This is a genomic window from Sulfitobacter sp. TBRI5 (genome assembly GCF_051013555.1).
In the GTDB taxonomy this organism is placed as follows: Bacteria; Pseudomonadota; Alphaproteobacteria; order Rhodobacterales; family Rhodobacteraceae; genus JL08.
Genome location: NZ_CP112884.1, coordinates 2,976,789 through 2,994,660 on the forward strand (window position 1 = coordinate 2,976,789; position 17,872 = coordinate 2,994,660).

The window sequence follows — 17,872 nt, forward strand, 5'->3', positions numbered from 1 at the left end:
GGAATTCCCCGCCGGCCTGATCAGCCACACAGAGCGCGGGCTAAAGCGGGCACGTAACGCACGCGGGCAATTGACATTTCCAGCCGGTCACGACCTTGTGGCGCGCATGGAACGTAAATCATCCATGGACTCTTTCGGGGCAACGGCGCTGATCCTTTTTGCGCTGTTGCTGGCGTTAAATCAGGTTGTCATCAAAGTGTCGGGCGGCGGCTTTGGCCCGGTGTTTCAGGCCGGGTTACGCTCTGCCGGGGCGGTGGTCGTGCTGCTGGTCTGGATGCGGCTCAAAGGCGTGGCGCTGGTGATGCCGCGCGGTGTCAGCCGCTGGGGGCTGTTGTCGGGCCTGGCGTTTACGTTTGAATTCATCTGCCTGTTCACCGCGCTTGATTTCACATCCGTTTCGCGGGCATCGGTGATTTTCTATTCGATGCCGGTGTGGCTGGCCATTGCCGCGCATCTGTTTCTGCCCGGAGAGCGTTTGACGCCGCTGCGGGTGGTCGGGCTGGCGCTGGCCATGGCTGGAGTGATCTGGGCGCTGTCCAACCGAGACGGCGCCGATGTCAGCTGGCAGGGCGATCTGGCGGCGCTGGGGGCGGCCCTTGGCTGGACCAGTATCGCGCTGATGGTGCGGGCGACAAAGCTGAACACGGTCAAGCCCGAGGTGCAGTTGCTGTGGCAGGTTGCCGTGTCCGCGCCGATCCTTTTGCTGCTGGCCTATGCCTCGGGCGATCTGGTGCGGGATCTGCAGATGATCCACCTGGCCGGACTGGCGTTCCAGATCGTTTGCGTGGCCAGTCTGGGGTTCCTGTTCTGGTTCTGGCTGCTGACGCTTTATCCGGCGGCGTCCGTGGCCTCGTTCAGCTTTCTGTCGCCGGTGTTTTCGGTCATTCTGGGCTGGGTCCTGTTGAACGAGGCTGTCGGTCTGGAAATCTGGGGCGCGCTGGTACTGGTGGCGGCGGGGATTTACCTGATCAACCGGCGTTGACCGTTGCGGTCGTTGCCCTTCAAGTATTTTTGAAAAGATGAAGATCAGGTGCCGCAGAACGTCGCCGGCACGATTTCCGTTTCCAGCGGCGGGCGGGCCAGATCGGCAACAGCGGGATTGTCGTCATAGGGTGTGGCCAGCGCAGACAGCAGACGGTGGAAGGGGGCCATATCGCCGGCAACGGCAGCTTCGATCATTTGCTCGATCCGGTGATTGCGCGGGATCAGCGCCGGGTTGGTGGCGCGCATCAGCGCTGGCGCATCTGGTTCCGAGGCAAGGCGCGCCTGCCAGTCGCTGTGCCATGCATCATATGAGGTTGGATCGGTGAACTGCGCGCGCGCAGTGCCATCGGCCAGTGCGCGGAACGTGTTGGTGAAATCGGCCTGTTCTTGGGCCATGCGGGTCAGCAGATCCGAAATCAGGGCCATGTCATCCTCTTGCGCCTGTGCCAGCCCGATCTTGCGGCCAAAAAGGCGCAGCCAGTGCCCGCGGATCAGCGTGGGAGTGGCATGTATGATTGCTGTTGCCTCCTCAACCGCGGCGTCGCGATCCGGCATGATCTGGATCAGCGCAGTGGCCAGTTGCGCCAGGTTCCAGACGATGATGTCGGGCTGATTGGCATAGGCATAGCGCCCCTGACGGTCGATTGAACTGAACACCGTGTCGGGGTGATAGGTATCCAGAAAGGCACAGGGGCCATAATCGATGGTTTCCCCTGATATGGCGCAATTGTCGGTGTTCATGACACCGTGGATAAACCCGACGGACATCCATTTGGCGACCAGTGCCGCCTGCGCATCGCGCACCGCAGTCAAGAGGCCCATCGGGCCGTCCGCGGCGGGGTAGTGGCGGGCAATGGCATAATCGGTCAGCTGTTGCAGGCTGCGCGTGTCGCTGCGCGCGGCGAACACCTGAAACGTGCCGACACGCAAATGGCTGGCCGCCACGCGGGTCAGCACGGCGCCGGGCAGCGCACCTTCACGATAGACCGGCTCTCCGGTGGCGACGGCGGCCAGCGCACGGGTGGTGGGGATACCAAGTGCGTGCATCGCTTCGGATACGACATATTCGCGCAGCACCGGCCCCAGCCATGCGCGCCCGTCACCCGAGCGCGAATAGGGCGTCGGGCCGGAGCCTTTGAGCTGGATATCGCGGCGCTGGCCATCGGTGCCGACGACTTCGCCCAGCAGAACCGCGCGCCCGTCGCCCAGTTGCGGGTTGTAATGGCCAAACTGGTGGCCGGAGTAAAGCTGGGCAATGGGGGCAGAGCCATCAGGCAGGTGATTACCGGAAAACACCTGCGCCAACTCGTCCTGACCGGCATCAGGCAGGCCCAGCAGCTCTGCCAGACCCTCGTTATAAGCCAGAAGCTGGGGCGCCCTGACCGGGGTCGGTTTCTGGGACGAAAAGAACACCGGCGGCAAGGCGGCATAGGTGTTATCAAAGGGAATGTGCATGCTCATGACCCGTAATCTAAGCGCAATCGCCCCGATTGCTAGAGCTTGCGCGTCATCAGGGCATACCGGTCGCGCAGCGCAAAGCCCGCGCGGGCATAGAGCCTGCGCGCCGACTGGTTTTGTGTATCGACCTCAAGATGGATGGCCTTCATGCCGACCTCGGCCAGCGATCGTGGCAGGGTCTGCAACACCTCGGCGGCAATGCCGCGGCCCCGCACGCCGGGGCGAACATAGATTTCATCAATGAAACCATCCATGCCGCCAAATTCCACAGACCAGCCGAATGTGACGATCACATAACCAATGGGTGCACGTGGCGGACCGATCAGATAAATCGCGCCGTGCGGGATACCATCCAGCAGAGGGGCGATAGCGGCGCGCCTTTTTTCGGCGTTCATCACAATGCCTTCCTCGGCATGGAAGGCGGCAACCAGCGCATCGACCTGTTCGATATGGCCCGGTTTTGCCAGATGCAGCGCCGCGCTCATAACCGGGCCAGACGGTCTGTCAGCAGATCAAAGAACCCGTCAGCATCGACATGTCCGATAAACAGCGCATTGGCGGGCCGGTCGGTGACGCCCCACCAGTCGGCCACAGTCATGCCCAGCGTCAGTTCGGACCCTGTTTCGACCTCGACATTGATGTGGCGGCCTGAAAACAGATCGGGACGGATCAGATAGGCGGTCACGCAGGGATCGTGCAGGGGCGCGCCCTCCGAACCGTATTTAGCTTTGTCGAACCGTTCGAAAAAATCGGTCATCTGCGCCACGGCGGTGCCGACGGGCGTGCCAAGGGCGCGAAACGCATCGTTGCGCGCGCGGGTGACAAGCGCCTGATGTGTCACATCCAACGGCATGACGGTTATCGGAACGCCGGATTTGAACACGATATCAGCCGCCTGCGGGTCGACGTAAATGTTGAACTCCGCCGCCGGTGTAATATTGCCGACTGCAAAGTAGGCACCGCCCATCAGGATGATCTCTTGCACGCGCGGGATGATATCGGGTGCTTTTTCAAAGGCGGTGGCAATATTGGTCAGCGGCCCAAGCGGACACAGGGTGATTGTTCCCGCCGGTTCGCGGCGCAGGGTGTCAATGATGTAATCAACGCCGTGCCTGTCCTGAAGCGGCATCGACGGATCGGGCAGGTCAGGCCCGTTCAGGCCGGTTTCGCCGTGCACATGTTCTGCGGTGACAAGGGCGCGGCCCATCGGGCGGTCGCATCCGGCGAAGACGGGTACATCGGGGCGCGCTGCCAGTTCGCACACGATACGGGCGTTCTTGGCCGTCAGCGCCAGCGGCACGTTGCCTGCAACGGCGGTGATGCCCAACACCTCAATCTCGTCCGGGCTGGCCAGCGCCAGCAGGATCGCAACGGCGTCATCCTGTCCGGGGTCTGTGTCGATGATGATCTTGCGTGGGGGCATGTCGCGGCCTTCATTCCGGGTTTGGCGCGGACATTCGCAACTCGTCGTGCTGATGTCCATGCCCCGATTTTCAGTCGGCGGACATGCCCTTGCGCTCGTCCGCCTTGACCGCGTCCCAAAGCGCATCCATTTCGGACAGATCACTGTCTTGCGGGCGTTTGCCTTGCGCGGCCAGCCGCGCCTCGACCCCGGCAAAGCGGCGGATGAATTTGGCGTTGGCGCGGCGCAGGGCCGCTTCGGGGTCGATCTTCATGTGCCGTGCCAGATTGGCCATGACAAACAGCAGATCACCGAATTCCTCTTCGGTTTCATCCGTGCTGTGGGTTTCGTATGCCTCGGTCAGTTCACGGGCCTCTTCGATGATCTTGTCCAGCACCTGATCTGTCGATGGCCAGTCAAATCCGACGCGGGCGGCGCGTTTTTGCAGTTTATAGGCGCGCAACAACGCAGGCAGGCCCACCGCGACCCCGTCCAGCGCACCGCCCTGATCCTTGCCCGCGCGTTCTGCCGCCTTGATCTTTTCCCAGTCGGCGGTTTGCTGATCCGCGGATTTGTCGCGGGTTTCGTCGCCGAAAACATGCGGATGACGGGCCACCATCTTGTCGGCAATGGCGCGCACGACGCTGTCAAAACTGAAATGCCCCGCTTCCTGCCCCATCTGGGTGTGATAGACGGTTTGCAGCAGCAAATCGCCCAATTCGCCCTCAAGTTCGGCCCAGTCGGCCCGTTCGATCGCATCGGCCACCTCATAGGCTTCTTCGATCGTGTAGGGCGCGATGCTGGCGAAATCCTGTTCAATGTCCCAGGGGCATCCGGATTGAGGATCGCGCAGGCGGCGCATGATTTCCAGCAAACGCTCCATTCCGCCATCGGGATCGTGAATCAACGTGTCATCGGGCATTGCGGCTGTGTCCTTTTGGGTGTCAGATGGACTGTGAAATCAAACCGCCCAAGGAGTCCACCCCATGCCCGTTGTCAACCGTATCGCTGATTTCAGCGCAGATATGACCGCGTGGCGGCGTCACCTGCATACGATCCCGGAACTGGGGCTGGAATGTCACCAGACGGCGGCGTTTGTGGCCGACCGGTTGCGCGAATTCGGTGTCGACGAACTGCATGAAGGGATCGCGACAACCGGTATCGTGGCCATCATCAACGGGCAGGGTGCAGGCCCGACCATCGGCTTGCGCGCCGATATGGATGCGTTGCCGATCACCGAAGAAACCGGCGTTGACTATGCCAGCACCCATCCGGGGAAAATGCATGCCTGCGGCCACGACGGTCATACCGCGATGCTGCTGGGCGCGGCCAAATACCTGTCCGAAACCCGCAATTTCGCGGGGCGTGTCGCCTTGCTGTTTCAGCCGGCCGAAGAATTCGGCGGCGGTGGCGAAGTGATGGTGCAAGAAGGCGTGATGGACCGGTTCGACATCGGCGAGGTTTACGCCCTGCACAATGCGCCGGGCAAGGATTTCGGCAATTTCTTTACCACGCGCGGCGCGATCATGGCGGCGGCGGACACGTTTCACATCACCGTGACGGGCAGGGGCGGGCATGCCGCGCGCCCGCAAGATTGTGTTGATCCGGTGGTGGCGGCGGTGGCCATCGTGCAGGCGTTGCAAACCATCGTCAGCCGCAACCACAAGACCGCAAACGAATTGGTGATTTCGGTAACGCAGATTCACACCGGCACAACCGATAATGTGATCCCCGAAACCGCCTATATCAACGGCACGGTGCGCACCTTTGACAAAGAGGTTCAGGCGATGGTGGTCAAGCGCATGGAAGAGATCGTCGCCGGGCACGCCGCCAGTTTTGGCGTGACGGCGGAACTGGATTTCGAGTTCGGCTATCCGCCCACGATCAACGATGCGCGCAAGGCGGATTTCGCGGCCGAGATTGCCCGTGACGTGGCCGGAGACACCAATGTAGACGCCGCGTTTGAACCGGTCATGGGGGCCGAGGATTTTTCCTATATGCTCGAAGCGCGCCCCGGTGCGTATCTGATGCTGGGGCAGGGTGATGGCGCAGGCGTGCACCATCCCAAATACAACTTCAATGATGAGATTGCGCCGGTGGGCGCATCGTTTTTCGCGCGGCTTGTGGAACGCGCGCAACCAGTCAAGGGGGCATAAGACATGGCTTTGTACGAGGCAAAAGAACAGGTGGATCAGGCGTTTACCCGCGATGATCTGAAAGGCAACAGCTTTGAAAACGCGTTTGGCGGGGCCACATCGTTTCTGCGGCGCAAATATTCCAAGGATTTGCGCGGTGTTGATGTGGCGGTGACGGGCGTGCCGTTCGATCAGGCGGTGACAAACCGCACCGGCACCCGTTTCGGCCCTCGCGCCATCCGCGAGGCCAGCACGTTGCAACCGTATGATCCGCCCTATGGCTGGCCCTTTGATCCGATGCAGGACATGGCCATCGTGGATTATGGTGATCTGGCCTTTGATTATGCCCGCGTGTCCGAGTTTCCGGCCACGCTGACCGCACATATCAAAACCATTCTTCAGGCTGGCGCCGCATCGCTGACGCTGGGCGGGGACCACTATATCAGTTTCCCGATCCTCAAGGCCTATGCCGAAAAATACGGCCCGATCTCTTTGCTGCAGTTCGATGCCCATTCCGATACATGGCCCGATGACGATATGGACCGGATTGATCACGGCACGATGTTCTACAAGGCGGTCAAGATGGGTCTGGTCGATCCGGCGCGTTCGGTTCAGGTAGGCATTCGCACCACCAACCCCGACCCGTTGGGCGTGCACACGATCGATGCGCGCGAAGTGCATGAAAAAGGCCCCGTGGCCGCCGCAAAAAAGATCAGGGATATTCTGGGCGATCACCCGACCTATCTGACCTTTGATATTGACGGGCTTGATCCGGCCTTTGCGCCGGGTACGGGAACGCCGGTTTGGGGCGGGCTGTCATCAGGACAGGCCGCGATCATCCTGCGTGATATCGCCGGTATCAACATCGTTGGCGGTGATATCGTCGAAGTGTCGCCCGCCTATGACACAACAGGGGCCACCGCAGTGGCGGGCGCGCATGTGGCGACGGAAATCCTGTGCCTGCTGGGGTATAACACCCACGGCAAGGGTAAATAGGACGGCGCAAGGGGTTATGCGGATGGCAACGCTTGGATGGGTCATTCTGGCCCTAGCCGTGGCCGGACTGGCCTATATCCGGTTCGGCCCGACAGATACGGACCGCTGGCATCGCCCGATCGAGGCGCAAAGCAATCAGGATGTGCCCGGTGGGGCGGTCCGCATTGTTCAGGTCGGCCCGGATTCGCTGCCCCGCGTAGATCAGGAAATGCGTGCCTTGCCGCGCACAAAGGTGATTGCCGGATCGGTTGAAGAAGGGCGTATAACCTATGAAACACGCTCACTTATCTTCGGATTTCCCGATTATACGACGGTGGAACAGGCGGGGAACACGTTAAAAATGTATGCGCGGTTGCGGTTCGGTACGTCAGATATGGGCGTCAACCGCAACCGACTGGAGCGGGTTTTGCGGGCGCTCCAACTCTGACGACAGGCATCCCTGCTGCACTTCGCGCCACATCGGCACGTTCAGCGACATCTGGCATTGCGCCATGAACATCCGGCCATCGACCTGAAGGCAGATCGTCTGTCCCAATTCGATGCGGCTGCCGGATGTGTCGGTGCAATAACATTCCACGGTTTTGCCCCCCGGACCGGTGACATCGGCCATGGCAGGCGCCGCGATCAGGAAAATTAGGCTACACAGTCGGATCATGGCGGTATATTAGCACGCTCTGCCACTTGACCAAAGCCTTTTGATAATGGACACCGCGCCGATGGTTCCCGAAGAACGCCTTGAACAGATCACCCAGCGGTTTCAGTTTCTTGAGGCCAAGATGGCCGATGGCGCACATTCCGGTGATATTGCCGCGTTGGCCAAGGAATATTCCGATCTGCGCCCCGTCGTGGCCCAGATCGAGGCGTACCGCCGGATCCTGCGTGATATGGAGGATGCCCGCGCCATGCTGGCCGATCCCGATATGAAGGCGCTGGCCGAAGAGGAACTACCGGCGTTAAAGGCCAAACTGCCCGAGGCCGAGGCAGCCTTGCAACTGGCGCTGTTGCCCAAGGACGAGGCTGACGCACGCCCCGCCATGGTGGAAATCCGCCCCGGAACCGGCGGCGACGAAGCGGCGCTGTTTGCCGGTGATCTGCTGCGGATGTATCAGCGCTATGCCGAAGCGCGCGGCTGGAAATTCGAGATCATCGAGGAACAGCTGACCGAACTGGGCGGCGTCAAGGAAGTGGTCGCGCATGTGAAGGGTGAAAATGTCTTTGCCCGTCTGAAATACGAAAGCGGCGTGCACCGCGTGCAGCGGGTGCCTACCACCGAAAGCGGCGGGCGCATTCACACCTCAGCGGCAACGGTGGCCGTGCTGCCCGAAGCGGTGGATGTAGACATCACCGTTGATCCCAACGACCTTCGGATTGATACGATGCGCTCTTCCGGGGCGGGGGGACAGCACGTGAACACCACCGATTCCGCGGTGCGCATCACCCATCTGCCCAGCGGAATTGTCGTCACGTCTTCGGAAAAATCACAGCACCGCAACCGCGAGATCGCGATGCAGGTGCTGAAAACCCGGCTTTACGATCTGGAACGCCAGCGCGTCGACAGTGAGCGCAGCGCATCCCGCGCCGCGCAGGTGGGCAGTGGTGACCGCTCGGAACGGATCAGAACCTATAATTTTCCGCAGGGGCGGATGACAGATCACCGGATCAACCTGACGCTTTACAAGCTGGATGCGGTGATGGCCGGTGATCTGGACGAAGTGATCGATGCGCTGCAGGCCGACGATCAGGCCCGCCAGTTGGCCGAGTTGGGAACGTGACCGCCGCCGAGGCCCTGATGACTGCGACAGCGCGCCTGCGGGCCGCAGGAGTGGACGATCCGGCGCGGGATGCGCGGGTGTTGCTGGCCCATGCCGCGCGCATTGATGCGACCCGCGTAACCCTGATCGCACCAGAAGATCTGGCACCCGATATCGAAGACCGGTTTGAACATCTGGTGTCTTTGCGCGCAATCCGCGTACCAGTGTCGCATCTGGTGGGAGAGCGCGCATTTTACGGGCGCCGGTTCAAGATCAGCCGCGATGTACTGGACCCGCGCCCCGAAACCGAAACCCTGATCGAAGCGGCGCTGGCCGTGCCCTTTCGTTCCGTGCTTGATCTGGGCACCGGATCAGGCTGCATTCTGGTAACATTGCTGGCGGAACAACCCGATGCGCAGGGTGTCGGTGTCGATGTCAGTGCGGCGGCCTGTTTGCAGGCCAGCGCCAATGCGGTGCTGCATCAGGTCAGCGATCGCACTGACATCCGCCAGTCGGACTGGTTTGAAAACGTAAAGGGGCGGTTTGATCTGATCGTGTCGAACCCGCCCTATCTGGCGGCGGACGAAATGCAGGACGTTGCGCCGGAACTGCGCGAACATGAACCCCGCCTTGCGCTGACGGACGAATCAGACGGGCTAAGCGCCTATCGCATCATCGCAGCGCAGGCGCAGGATCATCTGACGCCACGGGGCCGTGTTCTGGTTGAAATCGGCTGGCAGCAGGGTGCCGAGGTCAAAGCGATCTTTGAGTCCTGCGGCTGGACGGATGTCGCTGTTTTGTCCGATCTGGACGGGCGCGACCGGGTCATTTTGGCCCATTGGGCCTGATTTCGCCGGATTTGGCGCGGGATTACCGCCTATTCTGTGCTTTTTTCGCCAAATTCGATGCATTCGGGTCAGTTAGCTCTTGTCTGGACGTCCCGTACATGTTTACTCAAAGGTGTTGCTTCGGTGGATGCCTTTGGCGGTCCCGTGCAATACTAAGCCCAACATGTCGCAGGCCCGGAAATGACAAGAGCGCACGAGGCGCAAAACGGGTGCAAAGACAGCGAGAATAAGGCTCTTGCAGAGTTAATGAGATCTTCAAAATCCCGTTCGCGGTCGAAATCGAACCGTAACAGACCCCAAAATTCAGGCGGAAACGTTGTAAACCGTGTGTTCGACAGTTCCGGCCCCGAAGGTAAAGTGCGCGGTACGCCGCAGCAGATCATCGACAAATACAACCAGTTGGCACGTGATGCGCAGCTGGGCAACGATCGCGTGGCGACCGAAAATTTCCAGCAACACGCCGAACATTACCTGCGGATGCTGGGCGAAGCGATGCGTGAAATGGAACAGCGCCGCGAGGAGCAGGAACGCCAGAACCGTGAACGTCAGGCCGAACGCGACCGTGAACGCGCCGACCGTGATGCCCAGCAGGCGGCACAGCCCCAGCAGCAACAGGCGCCACGGCAGGATTCGTCTGACGAACCCGCCGCGCAGACTGCACCGACATCGCCGATGATGCCGCCAATGCCGGTTGATACGTCCGATGCAGATCGCTCCGACAATGGTGACAGCGGGCTGGTTGAAACACCGGAAAGCAAACCAGCCAAACCCCGCGCGCGGCGCAAGCCCAAGCCAAAGGCCCAGGGCGACGCACCGGAAGCGGCAGAGTAACGGCTAGGCCTGCTTTAACACGCGGGCCAACGCACAAAACTGTTCAAGCGAGATTTGTTCCGCCCGATCCGTCGGTTTTATTCCGGCGGATACCAGTTTGCCCTCTATATCGGCCCCGTACCCTTTCAGCGCCGAGCGCAGCATTTTGCGGCGCTGGTTGAATGCTGCGGCCACAACCCGCGACAGCACGTCGGGATCGGCTGGATAGCGGGGCGCGGGCAGGGCGGTCAGGTGCACCACGGCGCTGGATACTTTTGGCGGTGGCGTAAACGCGCCGGGTGGCAGCGACATCACAATACGCGCGTCGCAGCGCCATTGCGCCAGCAACGTCAGACGCCCATAAGCCTTTGACCCGGGCGTGGCGACAATACGTTCTGCCACCTCACGCTGGAACATCAGCGTCAGGCTTTGCCAGAAGGGCGGCCAGTCATGTGGTGTCAGCCAGCGGATCAGCAATTCCGTGCCCACGTTATAGGGCAGGTTGGCAATGATCCGGATCGGCGGTGTCAGATGGTCCAGCGGATCAATATCCAGCGCGTCGCCCTGAAGAATGTGCAGTCGGCCCGGATAGGCGGCGGCGATCTGTTCCAGCGCGGGCAGGCAGCGGCTGTCTTTTTCGATGGCCAGAACGCGGCGCGCACCCGATGCCAGCAGGCCGCGGGTCAACCCACCCGGACCGGGCCCGATTTCCAGCACATCACAGCCCGACAGATCGCCCGCCTGGCGCGCGATCTTTGATGTCAGGTTCAGATCCAGCAGAAAATTCTGCCCCAGCGATTTGCGCGCCTTAAGATCATGGGCGGCAATCACGTCGCGCAGGGGGGGCAGAGCATCAATCATGCGCTGCCGGCCATCCGCGCGGCGCAGCGCAATGCCTCGATCAGGCTGGTTGGGTTGGCGATGCCCTGTCCCGCGATATCGAAGGCTGTGCCGTGATCGGGCGAAGTGCGGATAAACGGCAGGCCCAGCGTGACATTCACCCCGCGATCGAAATCCAGTGTCTTGATCGGGATCAGCGCCTGATCGTGATACATGCAGATTGCCACGTCATAGCGCGCGCGCGCCGCTGCGTGAAACAGGGTGTCGGCGGGATGCGGGCCGCTGATGGACAGGCCAGTCGCGGCCATTTCACGGATCAGAGGAGTGATCCAGTCCAGTTCCTCGCTCCCCATAGCGCCGCCTTCACCGGCGTGCGGGTTCAGCCCCGCAACGGCGATCCGCGGTGCCGGCAGGCCAAAATGCTGCGATAGTCCGGTTGCTGTGATGTCGATGGTTTCGCGCAGCAGGTCCGGCGTCAGGGATTTGGGCACGTCGGCCAGCGCGATGTGGATGGTCACGGGCACGACCCGCAGTTGATCACTGGCCAGCATCATGACCGCACGGTCTGTTCCGCCCAGTGCCGCCAGATATTCGGTATGTCCCGGATAGGCGAACTGCGCCCCATCCTGAAGCGCCTTTTTGTGGATCGGGGCGGTGCACAGGGCCGCCGCCTGTCCTGACCGCACAAGATCTACACCCCGCGCTATGACATCAATGACACTTTGGGCGTTTTCGGGCGCGGGTACGCCGGCTGGCGCAGGCGCGGCAAATCGGTGTTCAAGAACCGGCATCGTGGTCTGTTGCGACGCCATTACCTGATCTGGTGCGGATATCGCATGCCATTCTGCACCCGCGGGCAAATGCGCCGGATCACCGATCCAGAAAAACGGCACCTCATGCCCGATGGCCTGCCAGGCTTTCAGCGCGATTTCCGGGCCGATGCCGGACGGCTCCCCACAGCTGAGCGCAACAGGTGCGCGCAGGGCATGCGTCATTTTTCGATGATCCGCGCGTCAGACATCAACTGATCCAGATAGGCATCCGAAAACGCATTGATCCGCTGCGAACGTAACGACGCCGCAACATCTTCGCGGGTTTCATCTTCGCTGATTGCTGTCGTGCGCCCGCAGAGCATCAGAAAAACCAGTGTCTGGCCATTTGCGCGCGTCAGGGCGGTTGAAACTTCGCCGTCATCCAGTTTGGCCAGTTCCATAGCGATATCGCTGGGTATTTGTGCCGGTGGCAGGCTTTCACGGCTGAGGACCGTTTCGGGCTGGCCGAACGCCACACCATAAAGATCATCGCACACGTCGACTTGCGCCTTGATCTCTGCGGCCCGCGCCAGCGCGGGTTCAGTGCGCCCGCCCGGTATCAGATAGGTCGCATATTCAATCGCGGCAAAAGAGGCTGCCGGTGTCTGGGTTTCCTGAATGCCCCGCATCTGGAACAGGGCGATGGCATCGGGGATCGGAATGGGTGCTGTCACTTCGCCATTGCCCAGAGTCAGCAATTGCGGACGCAGCACCGGTGGCAGTGAATTCAAAGCCATCCAATCCAGTTTGCCGCCTTCATCGCGTGTGGCGGTCGCTGAATACAACCGCGCCGCGGCCGAAAATTCCTCGATTGAGGTGATTTTGGACAGGTTGTCGGCAAGTTCCTCAATCTCGGCCTCGCGGCCCGGGGGCACGGGCATGATCAGTTCCGAAATCAGCACGCGCACACCTGCCGTGCCGGTGGCCTCCAATGCGCGATCAATCTCGGCTTCGGACACTTCGACCTGTCCGCCATAGCGCAATCGCACCAGTTCGCGCCACGTGATGCCAACGGCCACAAAATCGCGGTAGGTTTCTTCCGAAACGCCCAGTTCCTTGAGCTGAGCAATAAATTCATCCTTGGTCAGATTGGCGCGACCGGCGAATTCTTCCATACCGGCGTCAATTCCGGCCTCTTCTGCGACCAGTCCGGCATCGCCGGTGGCCTGTGCTTTCAGGCGGTCTTCGATCAGGCCAAGCCGGGCTTGGGCCGCATTGTCGCCGGGGGCGTTCAGCGCGCGCAAAAACTGTTCTCTTTGTTCAAGTTCAAAGCGCGTAATGGTGTCTTCGTTCACCTTGATGACGGCTTCAAAGGGGTTTTGTGCGACGGCCGGTATCGTGCCTGACAGCATCAGCGATGTCCCGACAGCCAGCATTAACGTCAGCGAGTTTTTCATTTTGCCTGCTTCCCACATGATCGTGTGTAATTTTCTGTGCCCGTTGTTACATTAAACCCGCGCAAGGCGACGGTAAAACCGAAACTGGTCGAGGGCTCAACACTTCCCGAAGAGGTAAAGCGCCGCTGAACGGAAAGATCAACCTCAACACATTCATTTCGGTATGTCAGCACCGCACCCGCCCGTGTCGGACCCGAGTCGACAACATCATAACGCCAGTTGGCGCTTGCCGTCCAATGGCGGCTGATCGGCACGCTGCCCGCCAGCGCCAGTTCCGAAACATCACGGTCGCGGTCCTCTTCGAAATCCTTGGCCAGCCAGACATAGCTGCCGATGAAATCAACCCTTTTCGTGCGCAGAAGCGATCGAATTTCCGCTTTCGAAAAATTCAGGTCGTCATCAAACAGGGTGCGGGCACTTAGCCTGAACCCGTTCTTGGCTTTCAGTTGCCCTGCCACCAGAAAATCCGAACGGGTTCCGGTCAGGCCCGAAGTGCGCGTAAAATCCAGATCGGCAGTCTCGCGGATGACCTGTCCGACACTCAGCCGCGCATCCCAGCCGTTTTCGTCGAACCGCGCCCAGTTTACCCCGTAGGCCCCCACCAGCCCGTTTTCGCGCCGGTCCTGCGCCGGAAAGCGTGACAGGGCCAACAGGTTTCCTTCGTCAAAATCAACCCTTGTGCTTTCGTCATTCGGTACCGAATTCGATGAACTGCCGATCCACGCAACCTGAGCCAGCGGTTCCAGAAACTGCACCGCGCCACCGGGCATTGCACGGGTCATGGGATAGCGCAGCGCCAGTGCGCTTTGGGGCAGAACTTCGGTCTGGTATGATTTATAGGTGCTGTCCTGACGGATGTGGAACAGATCGACCGAAACCCCCAACCGCGCGTCCGCCCGTAGCCCGCTGGGCAGGTTCCACCCCTCAATCCAGGCCACATCGGTGCTGAGACGGGTAACATCGCGGCCATCGACCTCTAGATCGGCATCCGGCCCGTCAGTGGCCAGATCGGACGACCGGTAGTGCGAATGAAGGTTGCTTTCCACCCGAACCTCGCCGCCGATTGCGGTCGGAAAAAACCGGTAATCATAAAACACATCGCCCACCAGGGACGCTTGTGTTGAATTGCTTTCGTTTTCGCGCAGGGAATTGAAATGTGTCAGGTTCGCGGCAAAAAAGCGATCGCGCTTGGTGCGGCTGATTTCAATGAAAGACGTCAGGCGGTCGGTGTCCGAATAATCGTAATCCAGCAGATAGGCCTTGTCGCTGGTCGCCGCGATTTCAAAGGCCAGTTTGAAATCGTCCCGCAGATCGAACGCACCATCGGCAAACAGGTATCCGCGTGTTCCGCCCATTTCCAGATCATCGTTGCTTAGCGCGCCTTCTGCATAAAGATCGCCGTTGCGAAACGCCTGCCGGTAGCGAAACTGCAATGTACGGGTGCGCGACGAAACATAAGGCGTCAGCGTCAGATCCTTGTCATCCCCTATTGCGATGAAATAGGGCACTTTCACACCCGTCGAAAGCTGGGTGGTGCTTTTGACGGTCGGGATCAGAAAACCTGTCGTGCGGGTCAGTGTCGGGTCGGGCAGGCGCAGGCGCGGCACGTAAAGAACCGGAACATCCAGAATGCGAAACTGCGCCTCGTCAAAATAGAGCTGCCGTTCCGCACGGTCATGCACAACCTGCTTGGCACGGATTTGCCACAGCGGGGGCTGGCCATCGTCGCAGATCCGACACGACGTGACAGATGCCTTGTAAAGCTGGCTGTAGCGTCCGCCCGATTGCGCGATGCTGACTGCGGCAAGCTGCAATTGCTGGTTCAGCACCAGCCGTGCGCCGGTCACCAGACCATCCTGCAATGTATCATCCAGCGTCGCAGCATCTGCCAGAATGGTCTGGTTTTCACCCTGCTGGATGATGATCGGGCCGGTGATCTGCATCTTGCCCGTAGATTGATCATAGGTGATCTTGCGTGCCCGAAGCCGGATGTCGCCCTGCAGGGCCTCTACATTGCCTTCAGCAACCAGCGTGTTGTTGTTGCTGATGAAAACGCTGTCAGCGACCAGAATTGCCGGTGCGGGTTCCGCGGTTTCCTGTGCGTGAATACCCTGACCCAGACCAAACAGCAGAACAAGGATGGCAAGCAGTCTGTGCATCACCCGTCCTCCGCATGAAGCAACAGACCCAAAGCCAGAAGCGTGCCCGCAATAGGCGGCGCCCATGCTGCCAGCAGAACCGGCAATTCGCCGTTTTCGCCCAGAATAAGCGCGAAATTGCGAACAAAATACAATCCGAACCCGACCATCACAGCGGTCAGGACGGCGATGCCAGTGCCACCGAACCGTGTGTGCCGCATGGTAAAGGCCGAGGCGATCAGCACCATCGACACCAGAAACAACGGGCGCGCCAGTTCGGATTGATACCAGACCTGATGGCGGCGGCTAGAAAACCCGGCCCGTTCCAGTTGCGTGATGTAGCGGGGCAGATCCCATACCGAAATGCTGGCCCGTGTTCCCAAGGAATTGCGGATACGGTCCAGTGTCAGCGATGAGGACACGACCAGCGTGTCATGAAACTCGGCGTTCGCTTCGGGATTGGTGCCGGGAACCAGTTGCCAAAGCTTGGCCTTGCGCAGTTCCCAGTTGCCGGGTTTCAGCTGCGCACTGCTGGCTTCGACCCGGCGCACCGGATGGCCGGTTGCCGCGTTGAAGGTCAGAAACGTCACTTCATAAAGGATAAGAGCCTCGCCACTGGTGCGCGAGGCATGAATTACTGTCTGTTCCTGCGGGTCGCCCTGACGCAGCCACAGCCCCTCATCGCTGATCGAAAATGTGGCCGACCCGTCGCTTTTGTAAGCGTCTTCCAGCGAGCTGTAGTAATTCGTCGTCGCCGCGACGATCGGGTTCAGCAGGGTGACGGTCATGCCGCCGATGATCAGTGCCACGCCGACCGGCGCCATCAGCGCGCTTAAGGCAGACCGGCCCGCTGCGCGCGTCACCACCAGTTCGCTGCTGCGGGCCAGATTGATGAACAGCAATATCGTCGCAAGAATGACGATCAGCGGCAGGATTTCATTCATAGCCTGCGGGACGTTCAGCAATGTCAGTTGAACCAGTTCGGGCAGACCCACATCGGTTTGATCGCGGAATTTGCGGATTTGTTCAACGCTGTCGATCAGCACGATCAGGCAGAAAAAGATAAAGGCGAGTGCCAGAAAGCTTTTTGCGAAACGGCGCGCGAAATAGAAATGCAGGATCATGTGGCCCCCCGCAATCGCGATGGCCGCAACAGGGTTGGCCGTGCCGCAATGAACAGGAACAGCGGACTGATCAACAGACCCAGAAGGGCAGGAATGTAAAGCACCGGCCACAGATCGTCATTGCGTTCCAGCGGGCCGACAAGCGCACTGCGTACGGCCTCCAGACTGATCAGAATGGCAAGGGCAAAAGCCGCCTGACGCCACACGCCAAAGCGCGAAAACCCGCCCATCAGCAGGGTCGAAAACCCGACCAAAGCCGCCGCAATGCTGAACAGCGGCGCGGCAAACCGATCATGCATCTCGCGCGCGACCTGCGCCGGGCGCGCATTGGTTTCCGCGCTGATCTGGTCCCTCTTGCCAAACATTTCGAACGTGGTCACTTCGCGGAATGTCCGGCCGCGCGCGGTATCGCGTTGCGTCAGGGCGCTGATGTCATAGGAAAAATCGGAAAAGCTTGTTGTGGAAAGACGTTGCGTTGCGCTGACATATTGCTGTGCCATTCCATCGACCATGATCAGGTTGGTCGAGGTGCCGTTGCGCACAAGATAGGCCGCCGCCGATGTATAGGTGACTGTTTTCGATGGTTCCCTGCGATCGGACAGATAGACGTTGTTCAATCCTCCATCCGGATCGATCGACCCGATGTAAAAGGTGACGCCGCTGCTGGGGTGCAGAAACTCGCCCTCGCTCAGCAGTTTGGCGGTGACATTGCGGGTGATTTCGGCTTCGCGCAGGCCCAGTTGCTGCACCGATATGGGCACAAGCAGATGGGTCAGAAAGGACATCATGACCATGATGACCAGCCCGAAAGCGATCACCGGGCGCGCAAGGCGCCAGGGGCTGCTGCCGGTGGCCTGCATCACGGTCAGTTCGCTTTCATTGTTCAGGCGGTTGGTCACGTAAACGGTGGCTGCGAACGATGCGACAGGGATCATTTTCTCGATCAGGCTGGGCAGGGTCAGCGCCGAGAATTGCAGGAATACCATGGCTGATTGCCCGTCGCCGATCAGCTTGTCAAACAGCGATACCGCCTTGTTGATCCAGAATACGGCAACAAGAATTAGCGAAAAAAATCCGAACAATACCAGCAGTTGTGACAGGACATATCTGTCAAATTTCGACACTACGGCCCCTCCGGACGGGAACATGGAACTTGGCGGGACGTTAAAGCAAATTG

General features: G+C 60.2%; 18 protein-coding genes. 7 read left to right on the top strand and 11 right to left on the bottom strand.

The window, feature by feature from the left end:
* Window positions 1-106: 106 nt before the first annotated feature.
* Window positions 107-982, top strand: coding sequence for a DMT family transporter (locus OLX72_RS15040; protein WP_433988994.1), 876 nt, complete (start codon window positions 107-109; stop codon window positions 980-982).
* 44 nt (window positions 983-1,026) lie between these two features.
* On the opposite strand, the gene OLX72_RS15045 is transcribed toward OLX72_RS15040, so the two are convergent.
* The 4 genes from OLX72_RS15045 to mazG form a co-directional block, all read right to left on the bottom strand.
* Entirely contained in the window at window positions 1,027-2,445 is a 1,419-nt protein-coding gene (locus OLX72_RS15045; protein ID WP_433988995.1) for a protein adenylyltransferase SelO, read from the bottom strand.
* A 32-nt stretch (window positions 2,446-2,477) separates the two neighbouring features.
* Window positions 2,478-2,927, bottom strand: coding sequence for a GNAT family N-acetyltransferase (locus OLX72_RS15050; protein WP_114870519.1), 450 nt, complete (start codon window positions 2,925-2,927; stop codon window positions 2,478-2,480).
* Window positions 2,924-3,865, bottom strand: coding sequence for a nucleoside hydrolase (locus OLX72_RS15055; RefSeq protein WP_433988996.1), 942 nt, complete (start codon window positions 3,863-3,865; stop codon window positions 2,924-2,926). The genes OLX72_RS15050 and OLX72_RS15055 overlap by 4 nt, the downstream gene beginning before the upstream one ends.
* Window positions 3,866-3,935: 70 nt before the next feature.
* A complete protein-coding gene (gene mazG, locus OLX72_RS15060) occupies window positions 3,936-4,766 on the bottom strand; it encodes a nucleoside triphosphate pyrophosphohydrolase (RefSeq protein WP_114870518.1) in 831 nt (276 codons plus the stop codon).
* A gap of 64 nt (window positions 4,767-4,830) precedes the next feature.
* Between mazG and OLX72_RS15065 the strand changes: the two genes are divergently transcribed.
* Genes OLX72_RS15065 through OLX72_RS15075 form a run of 3 tightly spaced genes read left to right on the top strand, consistent with a single transcriptional unit; the run spans window position 4,831 to window position 7,402 of the window.
* Window positions 4,831-6,000 (top strand): M20 aminoacylase family protein, encoded by a 1,170-nt coding sequence (locus OLX72_RS15065; RefSeq protein WP_114870517.1) that lies wholly within the window; start codon window positions 4,831-4,833, stop codon window positions 5,998-6,000.
* Between the two features lie 3 nt (window positions 6,001-6,003).
* Window positions 6,004-6,975, top strand: a complete 972-nt coding sequence (gene speB / locus OLX72_RS15070) for an agmatinase (RefSeq protein ID WP_114870516.1) — start codon at window positions 6,004-6,006, stop codon at window positions 6,973-6,975.
* A gap of 22 nt (window positions 6,976-6,997) precedes the next feature.
* Window positions 6,998-7,402 carry a DUF1499 domain-containing protein gene (locus OLX72_RS15075; protein WP_368073706.1) on the top strand — a complete coding sequence of 135 codons (405 nt, stop codon included), beginning with the start codon at window positions 6,998-7,000 and terminating at the stop codon, window positions 7,400-7,402.
* On the opposite strand, the gene OLX72_RS15080 is transcribed toward OLX72_RS15075, so the two are convergent.
* Complete coding sequence (locus OLX72_RS15080; protein WP_114870514.1) at window positions 7,343-7,630, bottom strand: hypothetical protein; 288 nt, start codon at window positions 7,628-7,630, stop codon at window positions 7,343-7,345. The genes OLX72_RS15075 and OLX72_RS15080 overlap by 60 nt on opposite strands.
* Before the next feature lie 61 nt (window positions 7,631-7,691).
* On the opposite strand from OLX72_RS15080, the gene prfA reads away from it, so the two are divergent.
* From prfA to OLX72_RS15095, 3 genes are all read left to right on the top strand, one after another.
* Window positions 7,692-8,747, top strand: a complete 1,056-nt coding sequence (gene prfA, locus OLX72_RS15085; protein ID WP_114872296.1) for a peptide chain release factor 1 — start codon at window positions 7,692-7,694, stop codon at window positions 8,745-8,747.
* Window positions 8,748-8,764: 17 nt separating this feature from the next.
* The gene (prmC, locus tag OLX72_RS15090; RefSeq protein WP_433988997.1) at window positions 8,765-9,574 is read left to right on the top strand and encodes a peptide chain release factor N(5)-glutamine methyltransferase; all 810 of its coding nucleotides are present in this window, start codon (window positions 8,765-8,767) and stop codon (window positions 9,572-9,574) included.
* 246 nt (window positions 9,575-9,820) lie between these two features.
* On the top strand, window positions 9,821-10,405 hold the full coding sequence (locus tag OLX72_RS15095; RefSeq protein ID WP_433988998.1) for a DUF4167 domain-containing protein: 585 nt from the start codon (window positions 9,821-9,823) through the stop codon (window positions 10,403-10,405).
* Between the two features lie 3 nt (window positions 10,406-10,408).
* On the opposite strand, the gene rsmA is transcribed toward OLX72_RS15095, so the two are convergent.
* The 6 genes from rsmA to lptF are packed head-to-tail and all read right to left on the bottom strand — an operon-like array spanning window position 10,409 to window position 17,819.
* Complete coding sequence (gene rsmA / locus OLX72_RS15100) at window positions 10,409-11,245, bottom strand: 16S rRNA (adenine(1518)-N(6)/adenine(1519)-N(6))-dimethyltransferase RsmA (protein ID WP_433988999.1); 837 nt, start codon at window positions 11,243-11,245, stop codon at window positions 10,409-10,411.
* A complete protein-coding gene (gene pdxA / locus OLX72_RS15105) occupies window positions 11,242-12,219 on the bottom strand; it encodes a 4-hydroxythreonine-4-phosphate dehydrogenase PdxA (RefSeq protein WP_114870511.1) in 978 nt (325 codons plus the stop codon). The genes rsmA and pdxA overlap by 4 nt, the downstream gene beginning before the upstream one ends.
* Window positions 12,216-13,433 (bottom strand): peptidylprolyl isomerase, encoded by a 1,218-nt coding sequence (locus OLX72_RS15110; protein WP_254684593.1) that lies wholly within the window; start codon window positions 13,431-13,433, stop codon window positions 12,216-12,218. Before OLX72_RS15110 ends, pdxA begins: the two co-directional genes overlap by 4 nt.
* The gene (locus tag OLX72_RS15115) at window positions 13,430-15,592 is read right to left on the bottom strand and encodes an LPS-assembly protein LptD (RefSeq protein WP_433989000.1); all 2,163 of its coding nucleotides are present in this window, start codon (window positions 15,590-15,592) and stop codon (window positions 13,430-13,432) included. Before OLX72_RS15115 ends, OLX72_RS15110 begins: the two co-directional genes overlap by 4 nt.
* Window positions 15,592-16,695 carry an LPS export ABC transporter permease LptG gene (gene lptG, locus OLX72_RS15120; protein ID WP_114870508.1) on the bottom strand — a complete coding sequence of 368 codons (1,104 nt, stop codon included), beginning with the start codon at window positions 16,693-16,695 and terminating at the stop codon, window positions 15,592-15,594. The genes OLX72_RS15115 and lptG overlap by 1 nt, the downstream gene beginning before the upstream one ends.
* A complete protein-coding gene (gene lptF / locus OLX72_RS15125; protein WP_433989001.1) occupies window positions 16,692-17,819 on the bottom strand; it encodes an LPS export ABC transporter permease LptF in 1,128 nt (375 codons plus the stop codon). Before lptF ends, lptG begins: the two co-directional genes overlap by 4 nt.
* Window positions 17,820-17,872: the final 53 nt, after the last annotated feature.